This is a genomic window from Acidisoma sp. S159 (genome assembly GCF_009766125.1).
GTDB lineage: Bacteria > Pseudomonadota > Alphaproteobacteria > Acetobacterales > Acetobacteraceae > Acidisoma.
In genome coordinates this window covers 18,372-39,038 of sequence record NZ_LMUG01000048.1, presented here as the reverse complement: position 1 = coordinate 39,038, position 20,667 = coordinate 18,372, and the positions used below count along the sequence as shown (strand labels likewise).

Annotated in this window: 19 protein-coding genes; 9 read left to right on the top strand and 10 right to left on the bottom strand. The window is 64.0% G+C overall.

Annotated features, from left to right (window positions below; translation table 11 throughout):
* Nucleotides 1-40: 40 nt before the first annotated feature.
* The 3 genes from GSQ92_RS15240 to xseA form a co-directional block, all read right to left on the bottom strand.
* Nucleotides 41-628 carry a hypothetical protein gene (locus GSQ92_RS15240; RefSeq protein ID WP_158802727.1) on the bottom strand — a complete coding sequence of 196 codons (588 nt, stop codon included), beginning with the start codon at nucleotides 626-628 and terminating at the stop codon, nucleotides 41-43.
* Between the two features lie 146 nt (nucleotides 629-774).
* Nucleotides 775-1,323: a hypothetical protein gene (locus GSQ92_RS15235; RefSeq protein ID WP_158802729.1), complete on the bottom strand. Its 549-nt coding sequence runs from the start codon at nucleotides 1,321-1,323 to the stop codon at nucleotides 775-777.
* Nucleotides 1,324-1,389: 66 nt separating this feature from the next.
* Entirely contained in the window at nucleotides 1,390-2,940 is a 1,551-nt protein-coding gene (gene xseA, locus GSQ92_RS15230; protein WP_158802730.1) for an exodeoxyribonuclease VII large subunit, read from the bottom strand.
* A 61-nt stretch (nucleotides 2,941-3,001) separates the two neighbouring features.
* Here xseA and purD point away from each other — a divergent pair, with 61 nt between their 5' ends.
* The 5 genes from purD (at nucleotide 3,002) to GSQ92_RS15205 (ending at nucleotide 8,472) form a co-directional block, all read left to right on the top strand.
* Nucleotides 3,002-4,276: a phosphoribosylamine--glycine ligase gene (gene purD, locus GSQ92_RS15225; RefSeq protein ID WP_158802731.1), complete on the top strand. Its 1,275-nt coding sequence runs from the start codon at nucleotides 3,002-3,004 to the stop codon at nucleotides 4,274-4,276.
* A 247-nt stretch (nucleotides 4,277-4,523) separates the two neighbouring features.
* A complete protein-coding gene (locus tag GSQ92_RS15220; RefSeq protein WP_254065596.1) occupies nucleotides 4,524-5,606 on the top strand; it encodes an ABC transporter ATP-binding protein in 1,083 nt (360 codons plus the stop codon).
* Between the two features lie 14 nt (nucleotides 5,607-5,620).
* Nucleotides 5,621-6,496 carry an ABC transporter permease gene (locus GSQ92_RS15215; protein WP_158802732.1) on the top strand — a complete coding sequence of 292 codons (876 nt, stop codon included), beginning with the start codon at nucleotides 5,621-5,623 and terminating at the stop codon, nucleotides 6,494-6,496.
* Nucleotides 6,493-7,395, top strand: coding sequence for an ABC transporter permease (locus tag GSQ92_RS15210; RefSeq protein WP_158802734.1), 903 nt, complete (start codon nucleotides 6,493-6,495; stop codon nucleotides 7,393-7,395). The genes GSQ92_RS15215 and GSQ92_RS15210 overlap by 4 nt, the downstream gene beginning before the upstream one ends.
* A 24-nt stretch (nucleotides 7,396-7,419) precedes the next feature.
* Nucleotides 7,420-8,472, top strand: a complete 1,053-nt coding sequence (locus tag GSQ92_RS15205) for an extracellular solute-binding protein (protein ID WP_159013658.1) — start codon at nucleotides 7,420-7,422, stop codon at nucleotides 8,470-8,472.
* A gap of 197 nt (nucleotides 8,473-8,669) precedes the next feature.
* Here GSQ92_RS15205 and GSQ92_RS15200 read toward each other — a convergent pair whose 3' ends face one another.
* Nucleotides 8,670-10,343 carry an amidohydrolase gene (locus GSQ92_RS15200; RefSeq protein WP_216856828.1) on the bottom strand — a complete coding sequence of 558 codons (1,674 nt, stop codon included), beginning with the start codon at nucleotides 10,341-10,343 and terminating at the stop codon, nucleotides 8,670-8,672.
* A gap of 74 nt (nucleotides 10,344-10,417) precedes the next feature.
* On the opposite strand from GSQ92_RS15200, the gene GSQ92_RS15195 reads away from it, so the two are divergent.
* The 3 genes from GSQ92_RS15195 (at nucleotide 10,418) to GSQ92_RS15185 (ending at nucleotide 13,019) form a co-directional block, all read left to right on the top strand.
* Nucleotides 10,418-11,467 carry an extracellular solute-binding protein gene (locus GSQ92_RS15195; RefSeq protein WP_159013656.1) on the top strand — a complete coding sequence of 350 codons (1,050 nt, stop codon included), beginning with the start codon at nucleotides 10,418-10,420 and terminating at the stop codon, nucleotides 11,465-11,467.
* Between the two features lie 14 nt (nucleotides 11,468-11,481).
* Nucleotides 11,482-12,510 (top strand): histone deacetylase family protein, encoded by a 1,029-nt coding sequence (locus GSQ92_RS15190; protein ID WP_158802740.1) that lies wholly within the window; start codon nucleotides 11,482-11,484, stop codon nucleotides 12,508-12,510.
* A 254-nt stretch (nucleotides 12,511-12,764) separates the two neighbouring features.
* Complete coding sequence (locus tag GSQ92_RS15185) at nucleotides 12,765-13,019, top strand: hypothetical protein (RefSeq protein ID WP_158802742.1); 255 nt, start codon at nucleotides 12,765-12,767, stop codon at nucleotides 13,017-13,019.
* Between the two features lie 244 nt (nucleotides 13,020-13,263).
* On the opposite strand, the gene GSQ92_RS15180 is transcribed toward GSQ92_RS15185, so the two are convergent.
* Nucleotides 13,264-14,754: a gamma-glutamyltransferase gene (locus GSQ92_RS15180; protein WP_254066626.1), complete on the bottom strand. Its 1,491-nt coding sequence runs from the start codon at nucleotides 14,752-14,754 to the stop codon at nucleotides 13,264-13,266.
* 143 nt (nucleotides 14,755-14,897) lie between these two features.
* On the opposite strand from GSQ92_RS15180, the gene GSQ92_RS15175 reads away from it, so the two are divergent.
* On the top strand, nucleotides 14,898-15,698 hold the full coding sequence (locus GSQ92_RS15175; RefSeq protein WP_158802743.1) for a DsbA family protein: 801 nt from the start codon (nucleotides 14,898-14,900) through the stop codon (nucleotides 15,696-15,698).
* A gap of 21 nt (nucleotides 15,699-15,719) precedes the next feature.
* On the opposite strand, the gene GSQ92_RS15170 is transcribed toward GSQ92_RS15175, so the two are convergent.
* The 5 genes from GSQ92_RS15170 to GSQ92_RS15150 form a co-directional block, all read right to left on the bottom strand.
* The gene (locus GSQ92_RS15170; protein WP_158802744.1) at nucleotides 15,720-16,409 is read right to left on the bottom strand and encodes a DUF1045 domain-containing protein; all 690 of its coding nucleotides are present in this window, start codon (nucleotides 16,407-16,409) and stop codon (nucleotides 15,720-15,722) included.
* 3 nt (nucleotides 16,410-16,412) lie between these two features.
* Nucleotides 16,413-17,549 (bottom strand): alpha-D-ribose 1-methylphosphonate 5-triphosphate diphosphatase, encoded by a 1,137-nt coding sequence (locus tag GSQ92_RS15165; RefSeq protein ID WP_159013655.1) that lies wholly within the window; start codon nucleotides 17,547-17,549, stop codon nucleotides 16,413-16,415.
* A gap of 404 nt (nucleotides 17,550-17,953) precedes the next feature.
* A complete protein-coding gene (locus tag GSQ92_RS15160; protein WP_158802747.1) occupies nucleotides 17,954-18,499 on the bottom strand; it encodes a hypothetical protein in 546 nt (181 codons plus the stop codon).
* 189 nt (nucleotides 18,500-18,688) lie between these two features.
* Nucleotides 18,689-19,699 carry a phosphatidylserine/phosphatidylglycerophosphate/cardiolipin synthase family protein gene (locus tag GSQ92_RS15155; RefSeq protein ID WP_158802749.1) on the bottom strand — a complete coding sequence of 337 codons (1,011 nt, stop codon included), beginning with the start codon at nucleotides 19,697-19,699 and terminating at the stop codon, nucleotides 18,689-18,691.
* 90 nt (nucleotides 19,700-19,789) lie between these two features.
* Nucleotides 19,790-20,575, bottom strand: a complete 786-nt coding sequence (locus GSQ92_RS15150; RefSeq protein ID WP_159013654.1) for a DUF4239 domain-containing protein — start codon at nucleotides 20,573-20,575, stop codon at nucleotides 19,790-19,792.
* Nucleotides 20,576-20,667: the final 92 nt, after the last annotated feature.

The following is a 20,667-nucleotide window of genomic DNA, read 5'->3' as shown; positions in this document are numbered from 1 at the left end:
CGAGTTCCGCGCTCGGCCATTCAGCGCCTCAGCCTATTGCCTATTTGTCGTAAGATGCGCTCACTCTTGGTGGTGCCGGTGGAGCTTGCCGTCGCGCCAATGCAGCTTGGCGCTTCTCCTCTAGATCTCGAAAATGGCACCAGACATAATCTCCCTCGTCGCCCGGCCGAATGAGAGATTCGCCGTTTCGGTTGCGAATCTCCATGATCCGCTTCAGACCTGCCTCGTTGATGGTGATCATGGGGATTTCGACGACCCGGGTGACACCGTCGAAGTCGGTGTAATTTATGAGCTTGTTTACTCCCAAATGGGAGAGGCTGTAGTATTTGCCTGGAGCGGAGCTCTTTACCCAACAGTTTAGCTGTTCGTTTCGCAGCTCTTCCGGAACGGAGTAATACGTCGCTCTCGGCTGCAATGGCGTCAACGACGGCCATTCGTCCAATGCCTCACGAATGGTGAAATTGTATTGCTTGAAAGGTGACCGCGGTGGCCGGCCGCCGTGCGGGGACGCCAGTGGAACGCCTGTGTATCGGGCGGGCAGGCGAGCTCCAGCGGGCGGGCGAAACACGGGAACGTCCTGCTGCGCCTGGACTTCGAGACGACTTGGACCATTAACACTCAGGGACATGACTGCGCTCCTTCGATCAGCGCATTATCCGCACAATCGTTAACATCTCTTAAGCATCGCGGTCGTTAGAGGAGTGACTCGTGTGCCTAGGCGCCACGCGATGGGCCGGTCGGAGTGGCTCCGGCGGGTGCCGCCGCTGTCGGCATTTACTTTAGCGGATAGGGCGGAGAAACGATCCGTCGGAAGGTAGCATAGAGTTTCTCATTTTCCTTCTTCGCAGCTTGACTATGACGCCAGACCACATCGGCATCGTCGCCCACCAGCATAGGCTCTTCGCCGCGCGCCTTGCGTGCCGCAATGATGTGTTCGATGCCCAGCTTGGACACAGTAACTTTGTTCGAAAATAATAAATTGATTCTGTAGTATTTGTTGCCGACAGAGCTTTTGCCGTTTGTCAGCTCCTTTTCGCGTAGCTCCTTGGGAACTGACTCGACCAATTTCTGCCACGCCTCCGACGATAGGTCGAAAAAACGAAGCTTCGCATCATCAAGATTTGCAAACGAGTTTCTACCTGCCCATGGCAGCCTCGGCTTTTGCGGTTTCCGCGTTTCAGCAGCGCGTTGTGCCGGTGAAAGAAGAGAAAACTCCGCGCCGGATCCGCCAGAGGAGTGGCTGCTAGCGGCAGTCAGATACAAGCCAAATTCATCGGGCTTCCAGTAGGCGGAAAGCTGTCGAACAGGTAGGTTCACGGTCATAACAGCCCTCCGCCAATCAGCCCATCAAAGCAGAGAATTCCTTAACGCACTCTCAGCGCTCCAATATCAGAGCAGAGACTCCTGTGCCGGAACGCCGCGCCCAGCCCCGCGCCGGGTCGGCGCGCCTCCGGCCGTTGCGGCCACCGCGCCATCCTCGAAGCGCAGGTTGAGGCGGGCGCCGGGGGATATGCCGGCCGCCGCCGTCACCGCGTGGCCGCCCTCGTCCGTCACCAGCGCGAAGCCGCGCGCGAGCACCGCCATGTAGGAGACCGAATCGAGGCGAGCCGCGAGACCGGCAAGCTGTGCCGAAGCCTCTCGCCTTTGCGCGAGAACAGGTCCCGGATGCAGCCGCGCGCTGATGCGGCCCTCCAACTGCCGGGCCTCGCCGATGCGATGGCGCCCGCAGGCGATCAAGCCTTGCGCCGCGAGGCCGAGCCCATGCTGACGCAGCCCCAGAAGCTGCGGCAGACCGATGCGCAGCCGTGTCTCCTCCTCGCGCAGATGCCGTGCGAGGCCGTCGAGCCAATGGCCCGAATCGGGCAGACGCCCGACCACCTGACGCAGTTCGGACCGCCGGCGTTCCAGCAAGTTCGGCAAGGCGAGGCGCTGACGCTCGGCCCGGTCGTCCAGCCGCTGGCGCGCATGGCCGAGCGCGGTCGCCATATCCGGCAAGCCGCGCGCCCCCGCCGCCAGGTGCAGACGGTTCTCGCTCATGAAGCGCGCGAGGGCGGCCGAGATGCGTCCGCCACGCTGGGCGACATCGGCGATTAGCTCCATCCGCGCGGGTATTGCCATCTCGGCCGCCGCCGTGGGCGTGGGCGCCCGGCGGTCAGAGGCAAAATCGATGAGCGTGGTGTCCGTCTCATGGCCCACGGCGGAGATCAGCGGAATGGTGCAGGCCGCCGCGGCGCGGACCACTGCCTCGTCGTTGAAGGCCATGAGGTCTTCCAGACTGCCACCACCGCGCGCGACGATCAGCACGTCGGGTCGGGGAATCGGGCCGCCATACGGCAAAGCGGAGAAACCGGCGATGGCGGCGGCGATGCGCGCGGCGGCGCCCTCGCCCTGCACCGCCACCGGCCAGAGCAGGATCGGGCGGGGGAAGCGGCGCGCGATGGTGGTGCGGATGTCCTGCAGCACCGCGCCCTGCTCCGAAGTCACGACGCCGATTACCGTTGGCAACATGGGCAAAGGCCGCTTGCCGGCGATGTCGAACAGACCCTCGGCGGTGAGGCGCTGGCGCAAAAGCTCGATCCGGGCGAGCAGCGCGCCGGCACCGGCATAGTCCATCCGCTCGACGATGAGCTGGTAGCTCGAACGCTCGCCATAGGCGGTGATGCGGCCGGTGGCGATCACCTCGACACCGTTTTCCGGCACCAGCCCGAGACGGGAGACGGAGCCTTTCCAGACGATGCCGGCGAGCTTGCCGTTCTCGTCCTTGAGCGAGAAATACATGTGGCCGGAAGCGTAGCGCTTGAATTCGGTGATCTCGCCGCGCACGCGGACACGGCCGAAGGCGCCCTCCAGCGTGCGTTTCACGGCGGCGGAAATCTCGCCGACCGAATATTCGGGGATATTGCCGGTGAGGAGCGTGGCGGAGTCGTCGGTTTCGGGCATGGCGGCAGGATATGCTAGAGGCGCCCCGACATGAAGATTGCCCGATGGGCAGGAGGGGCGGATGCGCGTTCTGGTGGTAGGCTCCGGCGGCCGGGAACACGCGCTGGTGCGGGCGATTGCGCGCAGCCCCCTGGTGACGGGCCTCTGGTGCGCCCCGGGCAATGCCGGAATCGCGGAGCTTGCGACGCTGGTGCCCATCCCCGCCGATGACGTGGAGGCGCTGACCGCTTTCGCCGCCACGAATGCCATCGATCTGGTCGTGCCGGGACCGGAGGCGCCGCTGGTGTTCGGTCTCGCCGATGCCTTGCAGGAGCAGGGCATACGCTGCTGCGGGCCGACCGCCGAGGCGGCGCGGCTGGAGGGCAGCAAGCAATTCGCCAAGGAGGTCGCCGACGCGGCGGGCATCCCGACGGCGCGGTGGGAGGCTTTCACCGATACCCATCACGCGCTCGAATTCGTGCGGCGGCGTGGCGCGCCGCTGGTGGTGAAGGCTGATGGTCTGGCGGCCGGCAAGGGTGTCGTGGTGGCGCAGACCGTCGAGGAGGCCGAGGCCGCGGTGATCGCCTGCATCCGCGAGGGCAGCTTCGGCGCTGCGGGGGCGACGGTGGTGATCGAGGAGTTGCTGGAGGGCCCGGAGGTTTCGGTCTTCGCCCTGTGCGACGGCACCGATGCCATCTTCCTGGGCGCGGCGCGGGATCATAAGAGGGTGGGCGACGGGGATACGGGGCCAAATACGGGCGGCATGGGCGCCATCGCGCCGCCGCCGAGCTTCACCCATGCGACCCAGCTTCAGGTGATGGAGAGCATCATCCGCCCGACGCTGGAGGAGATGACGGCGCGGGGAGCGCCGTTTCGGGGCATCCTGTTTGCCGGCATCATGCTGACCGCAGCGGGTCCCAAGCTCATCGAGTTCAATGTCCGTTTCGGCGATCCGGAATGCGAGACGCTGCTGCCGCTGCTGGAAAGCGATTTGCTGGAAGCGCTGCTGGCCGCCTGCGATGGCCGGGTGGCGGAGATCGAGCTGCGCTGGCGGCCTGAGGCTTCGGTCTCGGTCGTCATGGCGGCGCGGGGTTATCCGGGCGCCTATGCGCGCGGCGAGGCGATCGGCGGGCTGGATGGGCTGGCGGCGCTGTCCGATGTCACCGTCTGCCAGGCCGGAACGCGGGCCGAGGCGGGCGGTGTGGTTTCCGACGGGGGGCGGGTGCTGGTGGTGACGGCGACCGCGCCGAGCCTCGCTGCCGCGCGGGCTCGGGCCTATGCGGCGGTCGATGCGGTGCATTGGCCGGGCGGTTTTTGCCGGCGCGACATTGGGGATGCGTTGGCCCTGCGGGTTTGACTGAGGTCAGCCAGCGTCATCCGGCAAGCTGTCATCTACCCCAAATCCCGCCTTTGCCACCAGCGACGACAGCCGCGGCGGCTCGTTTATTCACCCGAGGGCGCATTTGGGGTCCATCTAAGTAGCGAGAGCGGTATGCCCAATGCGCCGAGAGATGGCACGCGCCGTGCATGGACAGAAACGACCGAGAGGCTAGTGTAGCTCGGTAAGCGTCCACCGCATTCCAGACCCTCGGAGAATGGCCAGTATGGTTTCCTCGCCGTCCGGCGCCACGGCCCCCACCGCCGCGATCGTCATGCCGAGCGCATTTCCGGTAACGGCGCCCGGCACCCAGGGCGACCGGCTGATTGAGATCGCTGGAGTCGAAAAGGTCTTCGGTGATCCCAACACCGGCCACCGCGCGCTCGAAGCGATCAATATTTCCATCATGGAGAAGGAATTCTTCACGCTGCTCGGCCCCTCGGGCTGCGGCAAAACGACGCTGCTGCGCATGATCGCGGGCTTCGAGAATCCGACGACCGGCGAAATCCGGCTGCACGGAAAGGATGTCGCAGCACTGCCGCCGCGCGAGCGGCCGGTGAATATGGTGTTCCAGAACTACGCATTGTTTCCGCATCTGACGGTTTATCAGAACGTCGCTTTCGGACTTGAGATGCTGAACTGGAAGAAGGCCGATATCACGGCCCGGGTTGACGAGATGCTTTCGCTGGTGAAACTTTCGCAGTTTCGCGGCCGCAAGCCGACGCAGCTTTCCGGCGGACAGCAACAGCGCGTGGCTTTGGCCCGTGCCCTCGCTCCTCGCCCCCAGGTGCTGCTGCTGGACGAGCCGCTTTCGGCCCTGGATCTGAAGCTGCGCAAGGAAATGCAGTTCGAACTCAAACGCCTGCAGCGCGAGACCGGCATTACCTTCGTGCTGGTGACGCATGACCAGGAGGAAGCGCTGGCGATGTCGGATCGGCTGGCGGTGATGAATACCGGCCGGGTGCAGCAGGTCGGCACACCGGAAGAGGTTTACGATCAGCCGCGCAATCGTTTCGTGGCAGATTTCATCGGCGAGGCCAATCTCATCCACGGCGCGACCCTCGGCCGCAATGCGGATGTGATGGTGGCGGTGCGGCCGGAGCGGATCGAACTCACGATGCCTGGTTTTCAGCCACGTATCCGGGGTGTGGTGGAAGCCGCGACCTTTCTTGGCTCCGACACGTTGCTCGAGATTCGCGCCGGGGAGGATCGGCTGCGCGCCCGGATCCGCGGCGCGGTGAGGCTGGAACCGGGAACCAATGTCGGGCTGAGCTGGCCCGACGATGCCGAGCGCCTGTTGGCGGATTGAGCGGGAGACTGGGCATGCGCTTCCGCACCACTGGTTTCCTGCTTTTGCCGGCGGTCGCCGTGATCTTTATCTTCATGGCGATCCCGATGCTGATCTCGCTGACCTATTCATTCCTGACCGCCAATACCTATGGGGGCGTCACCGGACCGCTCAGCGTCGGCGCCTATATTCAATTGCTGTATGACCAGGATTTCGACGGCAGCCTGGTGTTTATGCCGGATTACATCTGGATCATCCTGCGATCGGTCTATCTCGCGGTCTTCACGACGATATTGAGCCTGGCCGTGGGTTTTCCTGTCGCCTGGTATATCGTCTGCCAGTCGGCGAACCGGCGAAAAGTCCTGTTGACGCTGGTGACCCTGCCGTTCTGGATCAATACGCTGATCCGCACCTATTGCTGGATCCTGATCCTGCGCGACGAAGGCCTGATCAACAATTTCCTAAAATGGACCGGGCTGATCACGCACCCGCTACCCTTGCTGTACAATCAGGGCGCGATCCTGCTCGGGCTGGTCTACACCTTCCTGCCGTTCATGGTGCTGCCGATCTACGCGACGCTAGAGCGGCTGGATCCTCGGCTCATCGAAGCCGCCTACGACCTTTACGCGAACCGGGTGCAGTTGTTCCGCCGTGTCGTTTGGCCGCTGACTAAGCCCGGTGTGGCAGCCGGAACCGTGCTGGTCTTCGCGCCCGCGCTCGGCGCCTTCCTGCAGCCCGATCTGCTTGGCGGCGGCAAGCAATTGCTCATCGGCAGCCTCATCGAGATGCAATTCACCTCCTCCCGCAACTGGCCCTTCGGCGCGGCACTGGCGACACTGGTGACGCTGGCCGTGGTCGCGGCACTGGTGTGGCAGAACCGACGCGGCAAATCCGTGGAGGCGCAAGCATGAGCGCCGCCACCAATGCCAGCCACGCGATCCATGCGAAGTCCGCCGAAGCGAAGCGGCGCCGGCGGCGGCCTTTCGACTGGCGGCATAATCCGGGGTTCGGTCCCTTCACGCTGCTGGTGATGCTGTTCCTCTACACGCCGCTGGTTGTGCTGGTGATCTTTGCCTTCAATGCCAACCGGCTGGTGACGATCTGGAGCGGCTTCAGCTTCAAATGGTTCGTCTCCGTAGCCAATAACGGAGATATCCGGCACGCCGCCTATATCAGCGTGCTAGTCGGTGTTCTCGCGACGATCTGCTCAACCGCGATCGCCATCGCCGCCGCCTTGGGTTTCGAGCGCGGCGGCTGGTTTCGCGGACGCGGCAGCGCCATCGGCCTGGTCACCATGCCGCTGGTGGTGCCCGAGATCGTCACCGCCATCACCACGCTGATTTTCTTTTCCGCGATCGGCTTTCACAGCGGCGTGCTGAACCTGGTCATCGCGCATACGGTGTTCTGCATTCCCTTCGCGATGCTGCCGATCCAGGCGCGTCTCAACACCTTGGGCGCTGGATATGAGGAAGCCGCGCGTGATCTCTACGGCAGCGAATGGCGCATCTTTCTGCGCATCACGCTGCCACTGATGTCGCCGGGCATCATGGCGGGGGCGATCCTTGCCTTCGTCACGTCGCTCGACGACTTCCTGATCAGCTTCATGGTCAGCAGCGCGGGCTCCACCACCCTGCCCGTCTATGTCTACGGCATGATGCGACTGGGCGTGACGCCCGAGGTCAATGCGATCTCGGCTGTCCTGCTCGTGATCTCGGCGGCGCTTGCCTTGGTCGCGTTCATCATCAGCCGCCCAAGCGAGGCCGCGACGGCCGCCGCTGCGGGAACACCGCAGACGGCCGCCACGCTCTAGAACACTCACCAACCGGAGACTTCCATGACGCCGTTCCGTTCGCTCCTCGCGCTCTGTCTGAGCGCCACCGCTTTGGCGGCGCTGCCCGCCGCACGGCCCGCCCAGGCCGCCGATCCCGGCGTGCTGCATATCTTCAACTGGACCGACTACACGTCTCCGGACATGCTGAAGAAGTTCACCAAGGAGACGGGCATCAAGGTCACGCTCGATACCTATGATTCGAACGAGACTTTGCTCGCCAAGCTCAAGGCCGGCACGACGGGCTACGATATCGTGGTGCCCAGCAGCGACTTCGTGAAGATCTTCGTGAGCCAGGGGCTGCTGCAGAACGCCGATGTCGCCAGTATGGCGAACTTCAAGAATTTGGAAGAGCGCTGGAAGACCCGCGCGTGGGATCCGCAGGCCGAATACACCGTGCCATGGCAATGGGGCACGACGTCCTTCATCTATGACACCAAGGTCTATCCGGGGCCGGTCGATAGCCTCGAGACGCTGTTCAAGCCGCCGGCGGTGTTCAAAGGTCAGGTCGGCATGTTCGGCTCTCCGAGCGAGGTCATCAACCTCGCGCTGATCTATCTCGGCAAGCCGGTCTGCAACTCGAACCCGCCCGACCTGAAGGAAGTGAATGCGCTGCTGGAGGCGCAGAAGCCTTTCGTGAAGGTTTATAACTCGGACGGCATCGAGGATCGTATGGCATCGGGCGAGACCACGATGCATGAGGTTTGGTCCGGCGATGGCGAGCGTGCGCGCGTGCAGCGGCCGACGCTGAAGTATGTCTATGCCAAGGAAGGCGGCATCGGCTGGATGGACAACCTCGCGATTCCGGTCGGCGCGCCGGATGTCGAGAACGCGAAGAAGTTCATGAACTTCATGATGGACCCGGAAAACGCGGCGCTTGAGAGCGATTTCGCGGGATACCAGAATGCTGTGGTTGGTTCGAACAAGTTCCTCAAGCCGCAGCTTGCCTCGGCCCCGGAGTTCAATCCGCCCGCCGATTATAAGATCACCTTCGCGCCGGGCTGCCCGCCGGCCGCGACGAAGGATTACGACCGGATCTGGACGCTGCTGCGGAAGTAGGTGGTTCAGGCCTGCCCGCCTCATGTGTGAGGCGGGCAGGCTGCAGGACATCTATTGTTCGAACCGTTCTCACACCATTCCGTCATGCTCGGCGAAGGCAGAGCATCCAGGTCTTGCTTACGGCGCCAAGGAAGGACGTGGATGGCACGCCTTCGCGTGCCATGACGGATCTTGAATTACGGTTCGAGAATAGATCATCACGCGCCCGTCCGGTAAGCCACAACCCCATCGCATATCGTCATCACAGGACGCAACTCTCTCACCGCCTCGGGCGCCGTCTTCACGATGTCGCCTGACAGGATCACGATATCCGCGAGATAGCCTGGCGTGAGCTGGCCCTTGCGGTCCTCCATGAACTCCACCCATGCGCTGTCTCGCGTATAAGCGGCGAGTGCCTGATCCAGGCTTGGGCGGTGGTCGGGCAGGTCCGCGCGCCACGGCTTGCGTGTCAGGGCGTCGCCGATCGAGGCGAGCGGGTCGAGCGGGGAAACCGGCCAGTCGGTCGCGAAGACCAGCTTGGCGCCGGCGTCGCGCAGCGTCTTCCAGGCGTAGGCGTAGGGCCACTTCGCCTCCCCGATGCGGGAGATCGTGGGCTGGAGCGGCAGACCGGCCGAGCCGGGCGGATGCGGCGGCTGCATCGAGGCAACAACTCCGAGGGCGGCGAAGCGCGGCACGTCGTCCGGGCTCACCACTTCGATATGCTCGATGCGGTGGCGGCTGTCTCGCGCGCCATTCGCCTCGCGCGCCGCCGCGTAGCCGTCGAGCACGATGCGGACGGCGCCATCGCCGATCGCATGGACAGCGATCTGCAATCCGCGACGATCGGCCTCGATCGCGACATCCCGGAAGTGTTCGGCGGTGAACAGGGGCTCGCCGCGCCAGCCGGGGCGGTCGGCGTAATCGTTCAGCATCACGGCGGTCCATGAGTCGAGAACCCCATCGACGAAGACCTTCACGAAGCCGGATTGCAGCCGGTCATCGCGGTAGTCCTCGTTCATCCGGGAGGCTCGGGCCAATGCGTCGAGCGGCATGAACTCCTTCATGTGGAAAGGCACGCGCACCCGGGCGGTGAGGTCGCCAGTGGCGTCGATCTCGCGCAGCAGGTCGAGGGTGTAGCGATTGCCGTCCATGTTTTGGATCGAGGTGATGCCATGTTGCGCGCAGTAATCGAGGCCGCGCTTTAACGTCGCGCGGTCAGCAGCGCGTTCGGCCTCGGTCAGGCTCGCATCGGGTTCAAGGCCGGCGATACCGAGCCTGGCGCGTGCGCCGGCGCGGTCGAGCCCATAGACCGGATCGAAGGCTTCGCGCTCCCGCAGCTCGCCCTGGGCGAGACCGCCCGCTTCCATCACGATTTCATTGCCCGGACCGAGCTTGCGGTCGTGCAGGATGCCGGCCTGGTCGAGCGCGATCGTATTGGCCCAGGCGGTGTGAGAGTCGGGTGCCAGAAGCATCAGCGGGCGGTTGGGCAGGATGCGGTCGAGGTGATGGCGGCTGAGTGGCTCGGTCGCTGACAGGATGGTGTAGTCGGCGGATTGGCCGATGATGAGGCCGTCCCCGGGATTGGCGCGGTCGAAATCCTGGATCGCGCGTTGTAGGTCGCCGAAGCCTTGGACGCCGCGAAGCTGGAGATGGGACAGCGCTGCCGCGCCGAGGAAGAGGTGCATATGGCCTTCGTTGAAGCCGGGGAGCACGGTGCCGCCCCCCGCCTCGATCACGCGGGTTCGCGGGCCGCGCAGGGCGCCGATCTCCTCCGCGGTGCCAACGGCGGCGATGCGGTTGGCGATGATGGCGATCGCTTGGGCCGTGGGGCGTTGGGGGTCCATCGTCAGTATTTGACCGCCCTGGATGATGATGTCCGCCGTATCGCTCACCGCCATCCCCTTTGAAACCTGGCGCGGCGCAGATAGCATGGTTCAGGAATTTTTAAGAGATGAGGTGCCCCGCCATGACCAGTTGGAAATCCTGGCTAGGTCTGACAATCGCCGCAGCAGCCTTCGCCGTGCCGGCGTTTCAGGCCGCGCGGGCGGCGGATGCCGGGGTGCTGCATATCTACAACTGGACCGATTATACGGCGCCCGATCTCCTCACGAAATTCACCAAGGAAACCGGAATCAAGGTCTCGCTCGATACCTATGATTCGAACGAGACGCTGCTTGCCAAGCTGAAGGCGGGGGCAACGGGCTATGACGTGGTGATCGCATCGAGCGATTTCGTGCCCATTCTGATCGACCAGAAGCTCATCCAGCCTGTCGATGCCGCGAGCATGAGCAATTTCAGCCATCTGGCGCCGCAGTGGAAGGCACGGACCTGGGATCCGAAGGCGGAATACACGGTGCCGTGGCAGTGGGGCACGACCTCGTTCGTGTATGACACCAAGGGCTATCCCGACCCGGTTGACAGCATGGCGACGCTGTTTACCCCGCCTGCCGTGTTCAAGGGCCAGATCGGCATGTTCGGCTCGCCGAGCGAGGTGATCGGCATGGCGCTGGTTTATCTCGGCAAGCCGCCCTGCAATGAGGATCCCACGACCTTGAAGGCGGTGATGGCGATGCTGGAGGCGCAGAAGCCGTTTGTGAAGGTCTATAATTCGGATGGAATTCTCGACCGCATGACATCCGGCGAGACAACGATGAGCATGGAGTGGTCAGGCGGCGCCGCCCGCATCCGTGCCGCGAAGCCGACAGTGCGTTACGTTTATCCGAAAGAAGGCATTGTCGGCTGGATGGATAATCTCGCTGTGCCGGTCGGCGCGCCCGATGCCGAGAACGCGAAAAAGTTCCTCAACTTCCTGATGGATCCGCAGAACGCCGCCATCGAGACCAATTTCGCTGGCTATCAGAATGGCGTTGATGGCAGCAATGCTTTCGTCAAGCCGGAGATCGTCAACGCGCCTGAATACAATACGCCGAAGGATGAGAAGCTCAGCTTCACGCCGTCCTGCCCCGCCAAGGCGACGAAGGATTACGATCGGATCTGGACCCTGCTGCGCAAGTAATCGGGAGACAGGGGATGGAAACGATCTTCAGCGCGGACCACGCGCTGCATGCGAGCCCGGGTGAGTTGATCTCGGGCGAGTTCTCTCCGGCTTTCGAGAAACCGGAGAGAGCGGAGATCATTCTGGCGCGGGTCAAGGAAGTCAGGCTTGGCGCGGTACGCGCGCCGGATCGCTTTCCGCGTGAGGCGATCACGCGGATTCACGATGCGCGCATGGTCGATCTGCTGGAGACGGCGGCGGCGGATTGGGCGGCGCTGGGACGTAAGGATGGGGCTTTTCCATACACCTTCGCAGCTGACGGCATGCGTGCGGACCGTTTATCTAAGAATGTGGAAGGCCGGCTTGCGCGGTATTGCTTCGACGCCGGGACGCCCATCACGAAGACGAGCTGGCAGGCGATCCGCAGCTCGGCCGATGTCGCGCTGACGGGTGCGAAGGCGATCACGGAGGGGGCGCCGGCGATCTTCTCGCTTTGCCGGCCGCCCGGCCATCATGCGGGGTCGAACCATTATGGCGGCTATTGTTTCCTCAACAATGCCGCGATCGCGGCGCAGGCTTTGTTGGATGGCGGGGCGAAACGCGTTGCTATCCTGGATGTCGATTACCATCACGGCAATGGCACGCAGCATATCTTCTACGACCGCTCCGACGTGCTGGTGGTGAATATCCACGCCACGCCGGATCAGGAATTTCCCTATCTGCTGGGCTTCGATGACGAGCCCGGACGCGGCGCAGGCGAAGGCTTCAACCTTAACCTGCCATTGCCTTGGGGAAGTGGCTGGGAAGAATGGGGCGCGGCTTTGGAGACGGGGTGCCGGAGGGTGGAGGAATACGGGCCGGATGTCGTGCTCGTGTCGCTTGGTGTCGATACCTACAAGAAGGATCCGATCTCGCATTTCAAACTCGACCACGATGACTTCATCCGGATCGGCGAGCGAGTCGCGAAGCTGCGACGCCCGACATTGTTCGTGATGGAGGGCGGCTATGCGGTGGTGGAGATCGGCATCAATGCGGTGAATGTGTTGACGGGATTCGAGGGCTAGAGACGGACGTCCGACATATGCGCGCTGCTGGTTCCCCGATTGACGCGATTCTGCGCTTGACGGGGAACCAACAACAGCAGTCTCCAGCAAGTTCTACGTGCAGATAGCCTCAGGCACATGACTATGCGATTTGACGTGCGCCGGTGGCTAGTCGCTGAAATGCGGCAAGGTTTATCACCTGCTTAGGTCAGCAACTGGAGGCACCCGCCAGCCGACTATGCTTTGCGGTCGGCAGCAACCCGTTGGACCTGCCCTTGAAGGGGCTTCCGTTTTGGCACCACAATTGGCAACTCGAGGTTCAGGACGTTTGGGTCGCCGTTGGGATTCTTCGCACCACGAGGAAGCTCGGCCGCGATCTTTGCAGCCTGTTCCGACGTGAACTTACCAGTGGGGCTGATGACTGCGACGCGACGGTTCGTTACCGGCAGACCCTCTACCTTACGCTTTGGCTCGAATTTCTCGACCGGCGTCTCGTTATGGCGAGCCTGCTGCCCCGCGCGGCCTGCTGAGCCTACGCCCCCTGATCCTGACATTTTCAATCCTTACCGAAGTTGGTTCAGGGACGTTTCCCTCCCCCGGTGGTACGCTCAGAATCTTGCCAAGAGATTTATCGATACGGGTCGGCCACCGTTGTGAAACAAGCTTCACGATGGTGCCGCACCGTCTCGCGGTTATCCCTTATTAAGGGCGTATCGATACGCCACGGCGGCCGAGCAGTCTTGACACATCGGCTTCGGCGAAACCACCTCCCACTCAGTTTCGGCCTGTCGCGATGCCGGCGCCTCGGGGGTCGGTGACCCAAAGGCAGGTCTTGAAGCTGCCTGGGATGAAGTCGGGGCAGCCGATGGCATTGGCGCGGCCAGGTTCCGGCACCGGCTGGCCGATGTCTCGCCCGCCATGGCGTAGCGCGTTGTCGGTGGCGACGGCGACGGCGAGCGGGGCGCCCTCCTGGCCCGAAGCGGCCACCGCGGCGCGGAAGGCGTTCAGCGGGCGGTTCCATACCAGCGCAGCGCTCAGCAGCGGCACCTGGGCATGCGCCGGGGAAGCGGCGAGAAGAATGCCGGTGCCGGGAGCGATGCGGCCAGTGCCAAAGAGATTGTTCATCGTCAGCGTGCAGGCGACGGCGCCGCCATATTGATCCGCCGTCACGAAGCTGGTCGAGGCCGCGAGTTGCGGCAGATTGCCCTGCGGCAAGTTGGCGTCCTTGAGCAGCGCCTCGGGATTTTCGGCGCTCATGCCGTGACGCCAGGCGGTGGCGATGCCGAGGGCTGTCGCCTGGGCGCCGCCGAGATCGTTCTGATTCGCCCGCAATATGTTGAAGGCGCCCTCGGCGGCGAGACCGCCGTCGGCGGGCGGCGGCAGAAAGGCGACCTTGGTGCCGCCGAGCGGACGTTCGAGCGGCATTGTCTGCGTCGGCACAGCGGCGGCGAGGTCGGCGGCGCTGATGGGGCCGCCCGCCTGGGACGAGCCATCGACGAGACGCTCGGCGAGCCGGCCCTGGTAGAGATCCGTGACGCCCCGAAGGCGGAGCTGGTCGAGCGTGGCGGCCAGGTCAGGCTGGGTCATCGTCGCGCCCACGCCGAGCGGGGCGCCCGCCGCATCACCGAAGGCCGCGCGGGCGATCGGGTCACCGAAGAGCGGACCCGAAACCACGGCAAGGTCGCTCTCGAAGGCCTGGGACACCGGGGTGCCGAGGGCGGCCAGGCGCTGTGCCGGGCCAATGAGCTGGTCGATCGGCTTGAGGCCATAGACCGCCTGCATGAGTAGCAGGCCGCGCGCCGTCATCGGCACGGCGGCCGGACGGCTGCCACCTCCGGCGGCGGCGGGCGGCAGGAAGAGGAACGCCGTCGGACCCTCCTTCTTCCCCGGCTTCACCGACGGCGAGAAGGCGAGGCAGGCGCCGCCGCCGCCCAAGGAGGCGCGGGACGGCAGGGTGACCATCAGGGTGAAGGCGAGCGCGGTCGCGGCATCGGCGGCATTGCCGCCGGCGGCGAGAATCGACCGGGCGACCAGCGCCGCCGTCGGCTCATCAGCCGCGGCTGCTCCTGCCCAGACCGCCGGCGGTCCGCCTTCCGCCGAGGCCGGCGGCGGCTGCTCCGGTCCGGCGCCAATGAGGCGATTGTGGAAGAAGCCGCAGCCGCTCAGGGTCATGGAGAGGGCGACGAGCGTGGCGGTCGAGCGGAAGAGGTGGCTCGCCGCGCGGGCGCGCGACCGCGGCAGGCCCTGCGACTGTGACATCTTCATCCCTTCGCCGGTCCTCCGGCGCCATCGGTGGTTTGCATTTTGAGAATCTGCCATAACCGCCTTCAGGTAACCCGGCAACCACGGCCCCTAAAAACCTGGGAGCCTTTCGGCGACCCAATGCCGTGCTCGAAGGACAAATGCTCATGACCTTACGGCCGCTTCTCGTCGCGCTTTCCGCCGTGGCGCTGCTCGTTGGCCTGGCACCTGGGCGTGCAAGCGCGCAGCAGAGCACCGCGCCCGGCATGATGGCGCCAGCCACGCCGACGCTCGGCGGCAACAGCTTCTCAGCGGCCCAGCGGGCGGAGATCGTGTCGATCATGCGACAGGCGATGATCCGCGATCCCTCGATCCTGCGCCAGGCGGTCGCGGCGCTGCAGGCCGATGACCAGCGAGCGCAGGCCAATGCCCAGGGCCAAGCGATCGCGGCACAGCGCGACGCTTTAGTGGCCGACGCGTCGGATCCGACTATCGGTAACCCGCGCGGCGACGTGGCGGTTGTCGAATTCTACGATGTGCGCTGCCCCTATTGCCGCCAGGTGCGGCCCTTGATCGAAACTCTCGCCCGCGAGGATCCCAAGGTCCGGGTGGTGTTCAAGGATATCCCCATCCTGGGGCCGGCGAGCGTTATCGGCGCCCGGGCCTTGCTCGCGGCGCAGCGCCAGGGCGGCTATGCCAAGATGCAGGAGGCTTTGATGTCCGAAAGCGCGCCGGCGACGGAGGACAGCATCAGCGCCGATGCGACTCGCCTGGGGCTTAACGCCAAGATGCTATTGCGGGACATGAACAGTCCGGCCGTGACGGAAAAGCTTGCCGCCAATGCAAGCCTCGCCCAGACGCTCGGCATCAGCGGCACGCCGGCTTTCGTGATCGGCGACCAGCTCGTGCCGGGCGCTGTTGGCCTCGCCGACCTGCACAAGCTCGTGGGCATGGCCCGCGCGAGTTAAGCCGGATCGGTCTCGACCGGGTTAGCCGAGAAGTGGAAAGCGTTCGACGAGCAGGAAAGATTTGCCTGGGCCGCTCTGGGTGAAAAGCGCAAGACTTTCGACGCGGCGCGGATGGGCCAGCGCGGTGGCGAAATGGGCCTCGGCGAGAGGTGCTATTCGGGCGTGTTCCTCCGAGTCTAGGCGTCGGGTCAGCGTCATGTGGAAACGCCAGGCGCCGAAGACATGCGGATAACCCCAGCGGAGGAGCATCGCCTCCTCCGCCCTCGGTAGCCCTGCACCGCGCCGCTTCTGGAGTTCCGCCGCATCAGGCGGCATGCGAAAGGGATCGAGCGCCGCCACACTCAGATCGGCCAAGGCTTGGAGCGCTGGGCTGGGTGAGGTTTCGCGCAGCGCCAGGAAGCCCGCGAGGTCGGCGACCGCGAAGGCCGGCAAGGCGAAAGGCGCGATTCCGGCGGCGAGGGTTGCCACTGCTTCCTGAAGCGAGCCCCAGGTTGAGACAGACGAGAGACGGAAGGGCGGTTTGAGCGTGGCATGGAAGCCGTAGGCGGCGGGCTCACGCGTGAGATCCGCTTCTTTCAAGCCGGGCGGTCGGTCGCGCGTCGCGCCGGTCTCGGGGTCGCGGCCTAGCCAGGTCGTACCGGCGTGCCATAGCGGATCCGCTGGTTCAGGGACGTAGTAGACTGCTGCGCGGGCGAGGCTCGATCCGCTCATCCGTCAGCCCACTCGGACGCCGCGCCGCCAGACGGCTCGGACGGCGGGAAGGCCCTCATAGACGCGCAGCTGCACGAGGTCCGCGGCGAGACCGACGGCGAGGCGGCCGCGATCAGCCAGATTCGCCATACGCGCGGGACTTGCGGTGATCAGGCCAACCGCCTGGGGCAAAGGGATGCCTGCAAGCCGCGTCGCCATGAAGGCGGCCTCGATGAGGCTGCCGGGCACGTAATCCGAGGCAAAGGCATCGACCGTTCCTGCCCGCAGCAGGTCGATGGCGGCGACATTGCCGGAATGTGAACCTCCACGGACGATATTGGGGGCGCCCGCGATGACCGTCATGCCATGCGCGCGCGCCGCCTTTGCCGCTTCCAATGTGACGGGAAACTCCGAGATGCGGATGCCGTCGGCGTCGTTTTCGGCGATCTCTTCGGCCGTGCGATCGTCGTGGCTCGCAATGGGAATAGCGCGCCCGGCAATCCCGGTGAGAACGGCGGACCGGTTGGGGCCGCGCCAAAGCGCGCGTAACGCGCGGTGGTGTTCGAGCTTGCGGTCGATCTCCGGCTCGGTGGCGCCTTCTCGCCGCCGGTTGGCGCGATACTGCGCGACATCGCCCCATTGGCCGACGCTCGGGGAATGATCCATCACGCTGACCAGGTGAAGCTTCGGGTGGTCGATATAGCGGCGGAACTCGTCCTGCATGTCGGCGGCCGGAAGCTCGCAGCGCAGATGCAGGAGGTGTTCGGCTTTCAGGAGGCCGGCGGAAGCGAGGATGTCGAGATCGGCGACGCCGTCGGCCAGGGTGCGCTGGCGGTCTTCCTCGAAGCCGAGGTCACCGACGCAGAAGGAGTCGAAGACGGTGGTGACGCCCGCCACAGCGCATTGTGCGTCATGCGCCAGGAAGGCGGAGCGCGAGGGCCAGCGCGCGCTGGGCCTTGGCTGAACCTGACGCTCGAGGTTGTCGGTATGGAGATCGATGACGCCCGGGATGAGGAAGTCACCCTCGAGGTCGATGCCGCCCGCGCGCGAGCCGCCTTCGTCGAGGGCGGCGATCAGTTCTCCTCGTATGGATAGGCCGCCGTCGAGGATGCGGTCAGGCAGAACGAGGCGGGCATTCGATAGCCGAATTTCCGGCTTCATGAAGGCTTGATTTCAAACGGTCGCATGTCCGGACACAGGAGTCCGCGGCCGGTTGCCGTGATGACCATTTCGGCGCGCTCATTCCAGGGTTGGCGCTCTGCGTGACCCGGTCGGGCCAGAAGGGCTTCTTGCTGACCGCAGGCTATCCAGCGCTCTCAGAAAACACAACCCGGCTGGCCTTGGACGTTGCATGCGGGGATCCGCCCTGGCGAAACTAGGCCCCGATGGCATTCTTAGGGTGCTAGACCGTGATGATCTAATAGTGAGCCGCGACCCAAAGAGCCGTCGTGGCACGAAGGCGTGCCATCCACGCCTGCCTTCGTGAAGCAAGCAAAGGCGATGCCCGGCCTTCGCCGAGCATGACGTGGTGGAATGAGCGCGGTTCGAATCAAAGACATCCCGCGCTAGTTCGTTGATTTATTCCCCGCAAGCTCCGCGCCATCGACAAAGAAAACTCTCCGCAGCCGGTCTCCGCCGATCGCTTCGTTCAGGACGCGGAAACCGAAGAACGGAATCAGAATCAGAAGCATGATGAGGAAACCGGCAAGGGTTTCCTCTAACCTTCGGCCGAAGAGATCACCGAGCGAAGCGGAGATCGACAGACCGTGGAACAGCCCGACGACCACCTCCTCGAGGCTGGTGAGGATCACGAGCAGCACCAGGAAGGCGGCTGCCTTGTGCAGGGTCGGCCAGATCAACGGACGGTCCTTGTAGCGTTCGCCGAGTTTCAACCCATTGCCGATCAACATGAATTTCGCAAGAAGCAGGGCCTTGACGATGGCGATGCCCCAGAGAGCGGAGTGAATGCCATGCGTGTGCAGCACCGCCGCTTTCATCAGGATAACCGCGCCGAGCGTCACGTAGAGATAGGCCGTCAGGATCACGAACTCTCGTAACTCGTGCACGGCCCGCTGATTCAGCGTCGCTTTCGCGTGGGTCTCGGTTGCCACGAGTATCTCCTGCCGTGTTGTGCCGCTTTCGCTATCAGGCTGTCTTGCAAGCGGTGTCCGGTTCTGCTGCCCGGTCTACCGCATCGTCTTTCAGCGCCTGCAGCCTCGCGGCAAGCTTAAACGGCCGCCTCGGTACCGGCAACCTGCCGGCTCGATCGCGGCCGTTGCCTCGCCCATGATCGAGCCGGCCTATTCGTGCACGAGTTCCTCATCATGCGGGTGGTCATCCTCCACGACGAGATGCACGCCCAAAGGATCCGGGGGGTCATATTCGCCGGCCTCATGCCAGTCAGTGTCGAAGACTTTCTGAAGCGCGGCAACCGCCTTCGGATCCGCGACAAAGCAGCCGAGCTCACGTCTGAGGTCGAAGGCGCTGCGGTCGATATTCATGGAGCCGACGAGGGCTCGCTTCTCGTCCGCCAGCAGGAGCTTCGCGTGAAGGCGCAAATGCTTTTGCTTGCGGACCTTGATGCCATTTCGCGTCATGAGCCTGAGGGAGGCAAATGTGTCGAGGATGTCCCAGGTGCTGATGCCATGCTTGCCGCCACAGATCACGCGCACACGAACGCCCCGGCCATGCGCCTCGATCAGCCGGTCCAGCACCACGGCATCGACGAATTTCGGGTGCTGCACATCGAGCGTATGCTTGGCCTGATCGATGAAGGAGCACATGAGGACGCGTGAACCGCTATTGCTCCACAGCAGGGCGCTGTGACTGGGACGACTATACGGCTGGCGCTGCCAATCATGCTCGAAGCATTGCGCGATCTCCGCGACCACCGCCGCGTCTTCCGTGACGACCCCGTAGTCGCGCGTGAGCGTGAAATACTTCACGCCGTAGTTGAAGGTGGCGATCAGCGCGAGACGGCTGTCGATCACCATGGATTTCTCGTGGGTGACAGCGAAATCCGGGCTGCTCCAGTTCAGTTCTATCCCGCCGGCTTCCAGCCTCTGTCGCATATCGTCATTCGCCCGGCTACCAGAGGAGCGAGCGGGATTGAGCATGACCCGCACCTTGACGCCCCTTTTCTGTGCCCTGATGAGCGCTTCGGCGATGTCATCCGACGTGAAGGTGAACATCTTCAGGTCGATAGTCTTTTTCGCGCCATCGATCAGGTCGAGCACCGGCTTGCTGCCGTCCTGAGGCTGAACGATCGCGTGCCCGCTCGAAATCCAGCTAATCTCTTGGTTAATTTCCATACGTTCGGCCCTTCACTTTTATTTTGGTTGAGCCCGCAAGAAACGGATGAGCCAACGGGCGCCTAGGGCTTCCTACGCGGATCATCCTCACTAATCTTGCGAGGAGAGGTTTTCGAGTGTGTATTTCAGCGGCTCCACTGAGACCTTGAGTCCCCCCGTGAATGGATAGTTGATATTGATCACGACGAACAGCGACATGAATATAACGGCAGCGAGCATCCCCGTCATGATGACCTGGGACATCACGTGCTTGGTGCCAAAGAAGAGAGCGAAGGCGATGTTGAGGATCGCGCCCCCCACCAGGACAGACCACAGGATGGGCGGAGCAGCGCCGCGGCTTAGTTCCAGCCGCTCGCGCCGGGCCTCCGCCAGCAAGCGCAGGTCGTCGAGCGTTGCCGAGAACATATCGGATTCCTTAGCGTTGGTCGGCTTTGCCGCCAGCACCGATGTATACAAGTTATTCAAGGCGATAGTGGTGGAGACGTCAGCTTGGCCGGTCTCCATGGTGTCCGCCTCGCGCCCCAGCACGGAAGTCAAGTAATGCCGGACGCCCGCCTGTAGAGCTGGGCGATACGTGCTCTCGAATTCATCCGCCAGGCGATAAATCCCCGCAGTGGAGGCGGCTTCCGCGGTCACCGCATCCTCCGCGTCCTTGAATTTCTCCCAAACGGTGATGATCGCGAATCCGAGGAGAACCGCGTAGACCACGCCGACTACCGCGAATTTAAACCCGGCGACCTCATTGTTGCTGACGAGCCGCTCGAATCCGACATTGCTCCGGACGAAAACGGTGAGAATCATCGCTATGACCGTGGGTATACCCACCACAAGCAAGGCGCATGTCCAGATCGGTTGGCTCGCTAGCCAGAGAATCACGAGGCGGTCCCTTCTTATCCCGCGATCGCCAGGTGCGGCCACGTCTCGCCACGAATTCCCCGCACGCGCGGCCTGGGGCGCCGAGTGCCCGA

What these genes read in the sequence shown, in the direction of transcription:
- GSQ92_RS15240 (WP_158802727.1), bottom strand. Translation starts at nt 628, where the DNA reads ATGTCCCTGAGTGTTAATGGTCCAAGTCGTCTCGAAGTCCAGGCGCAG.
- GSQ92_RS15235 (WP_158802729.1), bottom strand. Translation starts at nt 1,323, where the DNA reads ATGACCGTGAACCTACCTGTTCGACAGCTTTCCGCCTACTGGAAGCCC.
- xseA (WP_158802730.1), bottom strand. Translation starts at nt 2,940, where the DNA reads ATGCCCGAAACCGACGACTCCGCCACGCTCCTCACCGGCAATATCCCC.
- purD (WP_158802731.1), top strand. Translation starts at nt 3,002, where the DNA reads ATGCGCGTTCTGGTGGTAGGCTCCGGCGGCCGGGAACACGCGCTGGTG.
- GSQ92_RS15220 (WP_254065596.1), top strand. Translation starts at nt 4,524, where the DNA reads ATGGTTTCCTCGCCGTCCGGCGCCACGGCCCCCACCGCCGCGATCGTC.
- GSQ92_RS15215 (WP_158802732.1), top strand. Translation starts at nt 5,621, where the DNA reads ATGCGCTTCCGCACCACTGGTTTCCTGCTTTTGCCGGCGGTCGCCGTG.
- GSQ92_RS15210 (WP_158802734.1), top strand. Translation starts at nt 6,493, where the DNA reads ATGAGCGCCGCCACCAATGCCAGCCACGCGATCCATGCGAAGTCCGCC.
- GSQ92_RS15205 (WP_159013658.1), top strand. Translation starts at nt 7,420, where the DNA reads ATGACGCCGTTCCGTTCGCTCCTCGCGCTCTGTCTGAGCGCCACCGCT.
- GSQ92_RS15195 (WP_159013656.1), top strand. Translation starts at nt 10,418, where the DNA reads ATGACCAGTTGGAAATCCTGGCTAGGTCTGACAATCGCCGCAGCAGCC.
- GSQ92_RS15190 (WP_158802740.1), top strand. Translation starts at nt 11,482, where the DNA reads ATGGAAACGATCTTCAGCGCGGACCACGCGCTGCATGCGAGCCCGGGT.
- GSQ92_RS15180 (WP_254066626.1), bottom strand. Translation starts at nt 14,754, where the DNA reads ATGAAGATGTCACAGTCGCAGGGCCTGCCGCGGTCGCGCGCCCGCGCG.
- GSQ92_RS15175 (WP_158802743.1), top strand. Translation starts at nt 14,898, where the DNA reads ATGACCTTACGGCCGCTTCTCGTCGCGCTTTCCGCCGTGGCGCTGCTC.
- GSQ92_RS15170 (WP_158802744.1), bottom strand. Translation starts at nt 16,409, where the DNA reads ATGAGCGGATCGAGCCTCGCCCGCGCAGCAGTCTACTACGTCCCTGAA.
- GSQ92_RS15165 (WP_159013655.1), bottom strand. Translation starts at nt 17,549, where the DNA reads ATGAAGCCGGAAATTCGGCTATCGAATGCCCGCCTCGTTCTGCCTGAC.
- GSQ92_RS15155 (WP_158802749.1), bottom strand. Translation starts at nt 19,699, where the DNA reads ATGGAAATTAACCAAGAGATTAGCTGGATTTCGAGCGGGCACGCGATC.